This is a genomic window from Pseudoxanthomonas putridarboris, assembly GCF_038321125.1.
GTDB lineage: Bacteria > Pseudomonadota > Gammaproteobacteria > Xanthomonadales > Xanthomonadaceae > Pseudoxanthomonas_A > Pseudoxanthomonas_A putridarboris.
This window is the reverse complement of the sequence record NZ_JBBWWT010000007.1, coordinates 171,223-181,778: the sequence shown is the minus strand read 5'-3', so window position 1 is coordinate 181,778 and position 10,556 is coordinate 171,223. Positions and strand designations below refer to the sequence as shown.

At 68.5% G+C, this 10,556-nt stretch carries 10 protein-coding genes, 4 tRNA genes and 1 other RNA gene; 2 read left to right on the top strand and 13 right to left on the bottom strand.

Going from position 1 to position 10,556, the window contains the following annotated elements; all coding sequences use genetic code 11:
• From AAD027_RS15125 to AAD027_RS15065, 13 genes are all read right to left on the bottom strand, one after another.
• Positions 1-384, bottom strand: a 384-nt coding sequence (locus AAD027_RS15125; protein ID WP_341726853.1) for a GTP-binding protein, incomplete at its 3' end; no start/stop codon positions are given.
• Between the two features lie 39 nt (positions 385-423).
• Positions 424-499 (bottom strand) — tRNA-Thr (locus tag AAD027_RS15120).
• 51 nt (positions 500-550) lie between these two features.
• Positions 551-624, bottom strand: a tRNA-Gly gene (locus tag AAD027_RS15115).
• Positions 625-662: 38 nt separating this feature from the next.
• Positions 663-797, bottom strand: a non-coding RNA gene (locus AAD027_RS15110) — RtT sRNA.
• Between the two features lie 40 nt (positions 798-837).
• A tRNA-Tyr gene (locus tag AAD027_RS15105) sits at positions 838-923 on the bottom strand.
• A 108-nt stretch (positions 924-1,031) separates the two neighbouring features.
• Positions 1,032-2,123 carry a redox-regulated ATPase YchF gene (ychF, locus tag AAD027_RS15100; RefSeq protein ID WP_341726852.1) on the bottom strand — a complete coding sequence of 364 codons (1,092 nt, stop codon included), beginning with the start codon at positions 2,121-2,123 and terminating at the stop codon, positions 1,032-1,034.
• Positions 2,124-2,209: 86 nt separating this feature from the next.
• Positions 2,210-2,791 (bottom strand): aminoacyl-tRNA hydrolase, encoded by a 582-nt coding sequence (gene pth, locus AAD027_RS15095; RefSeq protein ID WP_341726851.1) that lies wholly within the window; start codon positions 2,789-2,791, stop codon positions 2,210-2,212.
• Between the two features lie 51 nt (positions 2,792-2,842).
• Positions 2,843-3,502: a 50S ribosomal protein L25/general stress protein Ctc gene (locus AAD027_RS15090; protein WP_341726850.1), complete on the bottom strand. Its 660-nt coding sequence runs from the start codon at positions 3,500-3,502 to the stop codon at positions 2,843-2,845.
• 155 nt (positions 3,503-3,657) lie between these two features.
• Entirely contained in the window at positions 3,658-4,617 is a 960-nt protein-coding gene (locus tag AAD027_RS15085) for a ribose-phosphate diphosphokinase (RefSeq protein WP_341726849.1), read from the bottom strand.
• A gap of 36 nt (positions 4,618-4,653) precedes the next feature.
• Positions 4,654-4,729, bottom strand: a tRNA-Gln gene (locus AAD027_RS15080).
• Positions 4,728-5,618 carry a 4-(cytidine 5'-diphospho)-2-C-methyl-D-erythritol kinase gene (gene ispE, locus AAD027_RS15075; protein ID WP_341726848.1) on the bottom strand — a complete coding sequence of 297 codons (891 nt, stop codon included), beginning with the start codon at positions 5,616-5,618 and terminating at the stop codon, positions 4,728-4,730. Before ispE ends, AAD027_RS15080 begins: the two co-directional genes overlap by 2 nt.
• The gene (gene lolB, locus AAD027_RS15070) at positions 5,615-6,277 is read right to left on the bottom strand and encodes a lipoprotein insertase outer membrane protein LolB (RefSeq protein ID WP_341726847.1); all 663 of its coding nucleotides are present in this window, start codon (positions 6,275-6,277) and stop codon (positions 5,615-5,617) included. Before lolB ends, ispE begins: the two co-directional genes overlap by 4 nt.
• Positions 6,274-7,956 (bottom strand): tetratricopeptide repeat protein, encoded by a 1,683-nt coding sequence (locus AAD027_RS15065; RefSeq protein WP_341726846.1) that lies wholly within the window; start codon positions 7,954-7,956, stop codon positions 6,274-6,276. The genes lolB and AAD027_RS15065 overlap by 4 nt, the downstream gene beginning before the upstream one ends.
• Positions 7,957-8,023: 67 nt before the next feature.
• Between AAD027_RS15065 and hemA the strand changes: the two genes are divergently transcribed.
• Both hemA and prfA read left to right on the top strand, forming a co-directional pair.
• Entirely contained in the window at positions 8,024-9,304 is a 1,281-nt protein-coding gene (gene hemA, locus AAD027_RS15060) for a glutamyl-tRNA reductase (protein ID WP_341726845.1), read from the top strand.
• Positions 9,282-10,367 (top strand): peptide chain release factor 1, encoded by a 1,086-nt coding sequence (prfA, locus tag AAD027_RS15055; RefSeq protein ID WP_341726844.1) that lies wholly within the window; start codon positions 9,282-9,284, stop codon positions 10,365-10,367. Before hemA ends, prfA begins: the two co-directional genes overlap by 23 nt.
• Positions 10,368-10,556: the final 189 nt, after the last annotated feature.

Genomic DNA, 10,556 nt, shown 5'->3' with positions numbered 1-10,556 from the left:
CACGCCCACCTGGCGCGACAGCAGGATGTGCTCGCGCGTCTGCGGCATCGGGCCGTCCGCGGCCGAGCACACCAGGATCGCGCCGTCCATCTGGGCCGCACCGGTGATCATGTTCTTCACGTAATCCGCGTGGCCCGGGCAGTCCACGTGCGCGTAATGGCGGTTCGCCGATTCGTATTCCACGTGCGCCGTCGAAATCGTGATCCCGCGCGCCTTCTCTTCCGGCGCCGCGTCGATCGCGTCGTACGCCTTGAACTCGCCACCGAAACGCTCCGCGCCGATCTTCGTCAGCGCCGCCGTCAGCGTCGTCTTGCCGTGGTCCACGTGACCAATCGTGCCCACGTTCACGTGCGGCTTGGTGCGTTCGAATTTACCCTTTGCCATGGCTGCTTCTTCTCGAGTGGATCGTAAAAGGAAGGAAAGTGGTGCTCACGAATGGAATCGAACCATCGACCTCCTCCTTACCAAGGAGGTGCTCTACCGACTGAGCTACGTGAGCGTGGAACCGGTTGTGTTGCCTGGGATGACGCAGGTCCTGCACGGTGTTCAGTGGAGCGGGAGACGGGAATCGAACCCGCACTAGTAGCTTGGAAGGCTACAGTTCTACCATTGAACTACTCCCGCACCGGGAGACCACAACAACTCAAAACAACAGCGAATTCTGGTGGAGGGAGGTGGATGACTCGGCGCCGCGCGCCTCGCCCTCCGGGCCGCACCCTTCGGTGCGTTCAAGATCGCCCTCCGGCGATCCTGTCGAACCACTCGGCGGATCTCATCCACCTCGTGTCCCGCTTTTTTGGATTCCACCGTCGCCGGCGCCATCCAGGATGTTGCGAATGGTGGAGGGAGGTGGATTCGAACCACCGAAGGCGTAAGCCAGCAGATTTACAGTCTGCCCCCGTTGGCCGCTTGGGTATCCCTCCGGAGTCACCGGACTGACCAGGCCGGGCGGCCAAATCAAACCAGGGTGAAACAGCCCGAGATTTTGGCGCGAAGCGGCTCGCCTGTCAACGCGCCGGACGCAATTTTTCTCAGACATTGAACCGGAAGTGGAGGACGTCGCCCTCCTGCACCCGGTATTCCTTGCCCTCCAGCCGCAGGCGGCCGGCGTCGCGGGCGCCGGATTCGCCCTTGTACTTGATGAAATCGTCGAACGCGATGGTTTCGGCGCGGATGAAGCCCTTCTCGAAGTCGGTGTGGATGACCGCCGCCGCCTGCGGGGCGGTCGAGCCGGCCTTCACGGTCCAGGCGCGGACTTCCTTCACGCCGGCGGTGAAGTAGGTCTGCAGGCCCAGCAGCTTGTAGGCGGCGCGGATCACCCGGTTCAGGCCCGGCTCGGCCAGGCCCAGGTCGGCCAGGAAGGTATCCCGGTCCTCATCGTCCAGCTGGGACAGCTCTTCCTCGATGGCCGCCGACACCGGCACCACCTCGGCCCCCTCCGTCGCGGCGCGGGCGCGCACGGCATCCAGGTGGGGATTGTTCTCGAAACCGTCCTCCAGCACGTTGGCCACGTACATGACCGGCTTGAGGGTCAGCAGGAACAGGTCGCGGACCAGCGCCTTCTCCTCGTCGTCCAGCCCCAGCGCGCGGCCGGGCCTGCCGTCGCTCAGGCCGGCGTGCAGCTTCTGCAGTACCGGCTTGCGGGCGATGGCATCCTTTTCGCCGGCCTTGGCCGAGCGTTCGGCGCGGTTGAGCGCTTTTTCGACACTGTCCAGGTCGGCCAGCGCCAGCTCGGTGTCGATGGTGTCGATGTCCGACAGCGGATCGACCTTGCCGGCCACGTGCACGATGTCGCCGTGCTCGAAGCAGCGCACCACGTGGGTGATGGCGTCCACTTCACGGATGTGGGCCAGGAACTTGTTGCCCAGCCCTTCCCCGCTGGCGGCGCCGGCGACCAGGCCGGCGATGTCGACGAACTCGACCGCAGTCGGGATGCACTTCTGCGGCTTGACGATCTCGGCCAGCTGGTTGAGGCGCGGATCCGGCACCGGCACCACGCCCACGTTGGGCTCGATGGTGCAGAACGGGAAGTTGGCCGCGGCGATGCCCGCCTTGGTCAGCGCGTTGAACAGGGTCGACTTGCCCACGTTGGGAAGGCCGACGATGCCGCATTTGATGCCCATGTGTAGCGTCCGGGATTCGGGATTCGGGATTGGGGATTCGTAGAAGCAGTCATCCTGCGCCGTTGCGAATCCCCAATCCCCAATCGCTAATCCCTGCTCGTGTGCAGCCGCGTCATCGCGTCCATGAAATTGCCCGCCACCGCCAGCGGCAACACGTCGATCGCATCGTCGATGGCGCGCGCGATCAGGATCTCGTCGTCCTTGCCCGGCTTACCCAGCACCCAGCTCGTCACGCGGTCCTTGTGGCCCGGATGGCCGATGCCGATGCGCAGGCGGTGGAACTTGCCGTGCCCCAGGTGCTGGATGGTGTCGCGCAATCCGTTCTGGCCGCCGTGGCCGCCATCGAACTTCAGGCGCGCCGTACCCGGCGCCAGGTCCAGTTCGTCGTGCGCCAGCAGCGCCTCTTCCGGGGCGATCTTCCAGTAGCGCAACGCGGCCACGACCGACTTGCCGCTGAGGTTCATGTAGGTGGCCGGCTTCAGCAGCCAGACCGGCTGGCCGGCGATCACGACCTTGGCGGTCTCGCCGAACAGCTTGCTCTCCAAGCCGAAGCGCTCGCCCTGCCGTTCCGCCAGGGCATCGACAAAATGGAACCCGGCGTTGTGCCGGGTCCGGGCGTGTTCGGCACCGGGATTGCCCAGTCCGACGATGAGACGCAAACCTGCCATCGCAGCGCATCACGCCGGTGCGCCCGCCGGAGCAGGCGCACCGCGACGCGATTACTTGTCTTCCTTCTTGGCGACCTTGGCGGCCGGCACTTCGGCCGATTCCGCCGCCGCTGGCGCTTCTTCGGCTTCCTCGCGGCCGTGCTTGGCGATCACGACGGCGACGTCGTGTTCCTTGCCCAGCTTCAACTCGGGGATTTCCACGCCGGCCGGCAGCTTGATGTCGGACAGGTGGACGACCGCGCCCAGGGCCAGGTCGGCCAGGTCGATCTCGATGAACTCCGGCAGGTCCTTCGGCAGGCACTCCACCACGACTTCGTTCAGCTCATGGGTCACGACGACCTCGGCGGACTTGCCGGCCGGGGACTTCTCTTCGTTCAGGAAGTGCAGCGGCACCGCGGTGCGCAGAGTCTCGTTCTCGTTCACGCGCTGGAAGTCCAGGTGCAGGATCTGCTGCTTGAACGGGTGGCGCTGCAGGTCACGCAGCAGGACCTTCTGGATGTCGCCGTTGAGGCTCAGGTCCAGGATGGACGAGTAGAACCAGTCGTGCTGGCTGGCCAGCCAGACGTCGTTGTGGTTCAGCTGGATGCTGACCGGCTTCAGTTCGCCACCGTAAACGATGGCCGGCACGGTACCGGCGCGACGCAGGCGGCGGCTCGCACCCTTACCCTCGTCCTCGCGGCGCTGCACCTTGATTTCATGTGTGGTTGCCATTTTCTTCACTACCTAGGTTGATGGACCGCCTCGCGGCGGTTTTGATGACTCCTCCGCGACCAGAAGAGTCCAGTGATGCCGAGATTCGGCATTCGGGATTGGAGATTCGCAAGAGCAGAAGCGAATCCCGAATCCCCAATCACGAATCCCGACCTTCAATCCACGTACAACGAGCTGACCGACTCGCCGAAGGCGATGCGGCGGATCGTTTCCGCCAGCAGTTCCGCCACGCTGAGCTGGCGGATCTTGCTGCAGCCCTGCGCCTGCGGCGAGAGCGGGATGGTGTCGGTGACGACGAGTTCGTCGAGCACCGAGTTGTTCAGGTTGTCCACCGCCGGGCCCGAGAGCACGGGGTGGGTGCAGTAGGCGGCCACCTTCTTGGCGCCATGCTGCTTCAGCGCGGCCGCCGCGGCGCACAAGGTGCCGGCGGTGTCCACGATGTCGTCCACCAGCACGCAATCCTTGCCTTCCACGTCGCCGATGATGTTCATCACCGTGGCCACGTTGGCGCGCGGGCGGCGCTTGTCGATGATGGCCAGGTCGGCGTCGTCCAGCCGCTTGGCCACCGCGCGGGCGCGCACCACGCCGCCCACGTCCGGCGACACCACCAGCAGGTTCTCCGTGCCGTAGGCGCGCCAGATGTCGGCCAGCAGCAGCGGCGAGGCGTACACGTTGTCGACCGGGATGTCGAAGAAACCCTGGATCTGGTCGGCGTGCAGGTCCACCGTCAGCACGCGGTCGGCGCTGACCGCGGTGAACATCTTGGCCGCCACCTTGGCCGTGATCGGCACGCGCGAGGAGCGCATGCGGCGGTCCTGGCGGGCGTAGCCGAAGTACGGCACCACCGCGGTGACGCTGCTGGCCGATGCGCGCTTCAGCGCGTCGATCAGCACCAGCAGCTCCACCAGGTTCTCGGCGCTCGGCGCGCAGGTCGGCTGCACCACGAACACTTCCTGCCGGCGGACGTTCTCCTGGATCTCCACCTGCACTTCGCCATCGGAGAAGCGCGACACCAGCGCCTTGCCCGGGCGCACGCCCAGTTCGCGGCAGATGCTGCTGGCCAGCGGCTTGTTGGCGTTGCCGGAGAAGACAAGCAGGTTGCGTTCGTCTTGCATGGTCGTCTCGGCAGGCGCAGGAAGGAATACGGAAATTGGCAGGGGCGGAAGGATTCGAACCTACGCATGCCGGGATCAAAACCCGGTGCCTTAACCACTTGGCGACGCCCCTAGGCGGTTCTCTCCATTTCGGTGCCACGCTCAAGCCGCCGGTGCAGCGGCGACCGCGCGGCGCCCTGCGCCAGCCAGGCGCGGACGCCGGCGGGCAGGTCCGCCAGCGCCGCCTCGGCCGATGCACGATCGGCGAACTCCACGAAGCAACCGCTGCCGGAGCCGGTCAGCCGCGGCGTGCCGACGTGCGCCAACGCCCGGAACGCCGCCTCGACGGCAGGTTCCCGGCAGCGCAACACCGACTCGAACGCATTGCCGAGCAGTGATCCCGAAACGAAGTCGGATATTTTCGCGGGTGCAGCATCACGCGTCAAATCCGGCGAACGGAAAAGCGCGGCGGTCGGCACGTGGACGCCCGGGTCCGCCAGCAGATACCAGGCCGGCGGCAGGTCCAGCGGGACCAGCCACTCCCCCACTCCCTCCGCCCAGGCATTCCGGCCGCGGACGAAGACGGGCACGTCGGCGCCCAGCGCCAGCCCCAGTTCGGCCAGGCGTTCGACCGGGAGATCCGTGCCCCATAGATGGTCCAGCGCGACCAGGACCGTGGCCGCGTCCGAAGAGCCACCGCCGAAGCCGCCACCGGCCGGAATGCGCTTTTCCACGCCGATGTCCACACCTTGGGCGACGTTCGCCTCTATTTGAAGCATCCTGGCCGCACGCACCATGAGATCGTCGGCCTCGGCCACGCCAGGCACGGAGGCCCCCTGGCGCCGCACTTCACCATCATCGCGCAGGCGCAGGTGCACGGTATCGCCCCACTCCAGCAGCCGGAACACCGTCTGCAGCAGGTGGTAGCCATCCGCCCGGCGACCGGTGATCTGCAGGAACAGGTTCAGCTTGGCCGGCGCCGGCCAGGCCGACCAGCCGTCGCCGGCGGCAAAGCCGGTCATGGCGACTCGAAGTCCCACTGGTCGACCACCAGCCGCACTTTTGCGCCATCGCGGGCCGCCTCGATGCGACGGGGCATGGCCGGACGCTCGCCTTCCGGCGGGAACCAGTCCATGAAATCCACCCGCCAGCCCTGCTGGCGCAGGCTGCGCAAGCGGCCGTCGGTGGCGTATTCCAATTGCGCGGGGCCGTCGCTGCGGTACTCGGCGTCGGCCAGGCCGCGCGTCCAGCGGACCAGCGACTGCAGCGGGATGTCCCAGCCGGTCGCCTCCTTCAGCAGGAGTTCGACATCGTCGCCTTCGCGCGGCCCGCCTTCCAGGCCTTCCAGCCGGCCTGCGTCAGAGTGCAGGTCGCCGCTCAATCGCCAGCTCTGTCGGGTGACGGGCGCGCTGAGCGCCACCTGGTAGGCGTCGCCCTGCTGGCGCCAGTCGATGCGGCCGTTGCCGCCCTTGCCCTGCGCGTTGACCGCCACCCGCCCTTCGAACGACCAATCGCCGCGGCCGGCCAGCCAGGCCTCGCGGGTGGCCTGCGTCGCCTGGGCGGCGGCGATGGCTTCCGGATCGCTCAATACCGGCGAGGTCGCCACCGCCGGGCCACGGCTGGCGCAACCCGCCATCGACAGGGCGGCCAGCCCCGCCAGCCACACGACACGGATATTCATGCGCCCGTCTTCTCCAGCGCGCGCAGCAGCGAGCGGTTGTCCGGATCCAGCTTGCGCGCTTCTTCGAAGTAGCGGCGGGCCTCGTCCTTCTGCCCCATCACCCACAGCACTTCGGCCACGTGGGCGGCGATTTCAGGGTCCTTCTGCAGGGTGAAGGCGCGGCGCAGCTCCACCAGCGCTTCGGCGTTGCGGCCCAGCCGGTAAAGCACCCAGCCGTAGCTGTCGATGATGGCGGCATCCTCCGGCGCGGCGGTACGCGCGCGGTCGATCAGTTCCAGCGCTTCCTGGTAGCGCGTGGTGCGGTCGGCCAGCGTGTAGCCGAGCGCGTTGAGCGCGGCCACGTTTTCCGGATCGATCACCAGGATGCGGCGGAAATCCGCTTCGGCATGGTCGATGCGGTCGCGGCGTTCCCACGCCAGCCCGCGCGAGTACAGCAGGGCGAGATCGTCCGGATAGGCCGCCAGCCCGCGCGCGAACACCTCCAGCTCGCCGGCATCCTGCTTGTCCTTCTGCCGCAGCTCGGCCTCCATCAGGTAGGCATCACGGCGGGTGCCGTCCTCGACGGTGGCGTCGCCCTGCAGGCGGCGCGCGTCGGCGAAGGCTTCGTCCTTCCGGCCCAGCTCGTACAGGGTGTTGATGGAACGCAGGCGGGCTTCGGCGCGCTGCTCGCCGGCCGGCACGCTGCGGTACCACGCCAGCGCTTCATCGCGGCGCTTCAGGAACTCGGCGATCTGGCCCAGCAACAGCCGCCGGTCCGGGTTGTACTCGGTCGGCTGGTCCACGCCGGACGCGTCGTCGCGCAGTTCGTCGTAGAGGGCCGTCAACGCCGCGGTGTCCTCGGCCTTGGCCAGCAGCGAGGCGCGCAGGCCATAGGTCAGGCTGTCCTGCGGCCCCTGCCCCAGCGCCTGCGAGGCGGCGGCCGGGTCGCCCAGGCGGTCGTATTCCTCCGCCAGTTCCAGCCGCAGCCCGGCATCGCCGGTCGCCCGGGGCAGCAATCCGTCCAGCACCTCCCTGGCCTGCGGTTTGCGGTCGGCCTGGCGCAACTGGCGGGCATGCAGCAGCGCCACCTGCGGTTCGCCGGGATAGCGCTTCACCACGTCGGCGACCATGCGCTCGGCCAGGTCGCGCTGGTCCAGTTGCTGGGCCAGCCCGGCGAAGGCCAGCCAAGCCTGCAGCCGGTCGGGAATGGCGCGGTCGTCCACCAACTCGCCGAGCAGGCGCGCCGCCAGGTCGGGATCCTTGCCGCCGCTGGCCAGCGCGGTCAGCGCATGGCGCCAGCCCAGCTCGTCGGGGTCCTTCATCAAGGCCGTCAGTTCGCGCCGGGCGACGCGCGCCTTGCCCTCGCGGAGGGCCAGCGTGGCCTCGGCGCCACGCAGGGCCAGCGTGCGGGGGGAGCGTTCGCGCCAGAGCTTCAGCGCCTCGGTGGCGCGGGCATCGTCCTTGGCCAGCAGCGCGATCCGGGTGGCGCGCTCGGCCAGGCCGGCGTCGTCGTCCTGCCGCGCCGCCTCCAGGTACCAGCGGCTGGCCTCGGGCAGCTGGCCGGCCTGCAGGGCGAATTCGCCCGCCATCACGGCGGCCAGAGGGTCCGCGGGCCGGGAGGGCGCGGGCGCCGCCAGCACAGGGGGGGCGAGCGCCAGTATCAACAGGGTGGCGAGGGCAGTACGGATCATTGCAGGCATGAAAGTCACGCGGGCCTTAAAATGGGCGGCCCTTGGCAGCCAGCAGCTTACTGCAAGCACCTGAACGATGACGTTGTGGGTCCTAGGATTGAACCACCAGACCGCGCCGGTCGACCTGCGCGAACGGGTGGCGTTCGACCCCGGTTCGCTGCCGGAGGCTCTGTCGTCGCTGCGCGCCCTGCCGCAGGTGGCGGAGGCGGCGCTGCTGTCCACCTGCAACCGCACCGAGCTGTACGCGGTGGCGGAAGACGGCGACGCGCTGGCGCGCTGGCTGGCCACCCATGCCGAAGGCCTGGACACCTACCTGTACCGCCACCAGGGCGCCGACGCGGTGCGCCACCTGTTCCGCGTGGCCACCGGGCTGGACTCGATGGTGCTGGGCGAGCCGCAGATCCTGGGCCAGGTGAAGGACGCCTGGGCCAGCGCACGCGAACACGGCGCGCTGGGCAACCGGCTGGACCGCCTGTTCCAGCAGACCTTCGCGGTGGCCAAGCGCGCGCGCACCGACACCCGCGTCGGCGCCAACCCGGTGTCGGTCGCCTCCACCGCGGTGCGGCTGGCGCAGAGTTCGTTCGCGCGGCTCAGCGAGTCCACCGTGCTGCTGGTCGGCGCGGGCGAGACCATCGAACTGGCCGCCAAGCACCTCAGCGAAGGCCGCGTGCGCCGGCTGCTGGTCGCCAACCGCACCTTGGCGCACGCGCAGGAACTGGCCACCCGCCACGGCGGCTACGCCTTGCCGCTGGCCGAGCTGGACCGCCACCTGGCCGAGGCCGACGTGGTGTTCTCCGCCACCGCCGCGCGCGAGCCGGTGGTGACGCATGCGCAGGTCGCCGGCGCGCTGGTCAAGCGCAGGCACAAGCCGATGCTGCTGTTCGACCTGGCGGTGCCGCGCGACATCGAGCCCGGCGTGGCCGAACTGGCCGACGCCTACCTCTATACCGTCGATGACCTGGAGCGCGCGGTGGAGGACAACCGCCGCAGCCGCCGGGAAGCCGCCGATGCGGCCGAGGCGATCATCGACGTGCAGGTCGGCCGCTTCATGGAAACCCTGCACGCGGGCACGCGGCAGGAGCCGCTCAAGCGCCTGCGCGCGCTGGGCGACGCCACCCGCGAGGACGTGCTGGCCAAGGCGCGCCAGCAACTGGTCAACGGCCGCGACGCCGAGGAAGTGCTGGAATTCCTCGCCCACACGCTGACCAATCGCCTGCTGCATCCGCCCACCGCGGCGCTGCGCGAGGCCGCGCTCAGCGGCGACGCGGAACTGGCGCGCGCGGCCGACCGGCTGTTCCCCGCGCGGCCGCCCTACTCCCACCCGAAGAAAGACGATGACGCCGACGCTGCGCCGTAAACTCGAAGCATTGGCCGAACGCCGCGAAGAACTCGAACGCCTGCTCTCCGATCCCGGCGTGCTGGCCGACAACGACCGCTTCCGCAACTACTCGCGCGAGTTCGCGCAGCTGGAACCGCTGGCCAACGCGATGACCGAGGAGAAGAAGGCCCGCGACGACCTGGCCGCCGCGCAGGCCATGCGCGACGATGCCGAACTGGCCGAACTGGCCGAAGAGGAAATCGCCGCCGCGCAGGCCCGCCTGGCGCGGCTCGACGACGAGTTGATGCTGCTGCTGTTGCCCAAGGACGAACGCGACGAGGGCAACCTGTTCCTGGAAGTGCGCGCCGGCACCGGCGGCGACGAGGCGGCGATCTTCGCCGGCGACCTGTTCCGCATGTACGCCCGCTACGCCGAGCGCCAGGGCTGGAAGGTCGAAGTGGAGTCGGACAATCCCGGCGAGCACGGCGGCTACAAGGAGATCGTCGCCCGCATCGTCGGGCGCGGCGCGTATTCGCGACTGAAGTTCGAGTCGGGCACCCATCGCGTGCAGCGCGTGCCGGAAACCGAATCGCAGGGCCGCATCCACACCTCGGCCGCCACCGTGGCGATCATCCCCGACGTGGAGGAAGTGGAGGATATCGTCATCAATCCGGCGGACCTGCGCGTGGACACTTTCCGCTCCTCCGGCGCGGGCGGCCAGCACGTCAACAAGACCGACTCGGCGATCCGCATCACCCACCTGCCGACCGGCGTGGTGGTGGAATGCCAGACCGAACGCAGTCAGCACGCCAATCGCGACAAGGCGATGAAGCGGCTGAAGGCGCAGTTGCTGGACGCCGAACGCAGCAAGCAGCAGGCCGCGCAGGCGGAATCGCGCAAGCTGCAGGTCGGCAGCGGCGACCGCAGCCAGCGCATCCGCACCTACAACTTCCCGCAAGGCCGCATCACCGACCATCGTGTCGAAGGTCTCACCCTGTACGACCTGCCCAACATCCTGCAGGGCGACCTGGACGAACTGGTGGATCGGCTGAGCCGCGAATACCTGGCCGACGAACTGGCGCGGCTGACGGAAGCGGCGTGAGGTGGAGGATGGCCAGGCGATCCGTCCACCCCGTCATCCCGGCGCAAGCCGGGACCCAGTGACTTGGCTTGGTGCAGCGTGGCCGGGAAAAGCATAAAGACGCGGGGTCCCGGCTTGCGCCGGGATGACGGGGTTATGGCTGCGCTGTTGCAGGTGCACTGGATTACCGGCATGCCTTTGCGCACCGAC

Excerpts from the sequence above, each read along its gene's own strand:
- lolB (WP_341726847.1), bottom strand. The coding sequence starts at position 6,277 with ATGAATATCCGTGTCGTGTGGCTGGCGGGGCTGGCCGCCCTGTCGATG.
- hemA (WP_341726845.1), top strand. The coding sequence starts at position 8,024 with ATGACGTTGTGGGTCCTAGGATTGAACCACCAGACCGCGCCGGTCGAC.
- pth (WP_341726851.1), bottom strand. The coding sequence starts at position 2,791 with ATGGCAGGTTTGCGTCTCATCGTCGGACTGGGCAATCCCGGTGCCGAA.
- prfA (WP_341726844.1), top strand. The coding sequence starts at position 9,282 with ATGACGCCGACGCTGCGCCGTAAACTCGAAGCATTGGCCGAACGCCGC.
- AAD027_RS15085 (WP_341726849.1), bottom strand. The coding sequence starts at position 4,617 with ATGCAAGACGAACGCAACCTGCTTGTCTTCTCCGGCAACGCCAACAAG.
- ispE (WP_341726848.1), bottom strand. The coding sequence starts at position 5,618 with ATGACCGGCTTTGCCGCCGGCGACGGCTGGTCGGCCTGGCCGGCGCCG.
- AAD027_RS15065 (WP_341726846.1), bottom strand. The coding sequence starts at position 7,956 with ATGCCTGCAATGATCCGTACTGCCCTCGCCACCCTGTTGATACTGGCG.
- ychF (WP_341726852.1), bottom strand. The coding sequence starts at position 2,123 with ATGGGCATCAAATGCGGCATCGTCGGCCTTCCCAACGTGGGCAAGTCG.
- AAD027_RS15090 (WP_341726850.1), bottom strand. The coding sequence starts at position 3,502 with ATGGCAACCACACATGAAATCAAGGTGCAGCGCCGCGAGGACGAGGGT.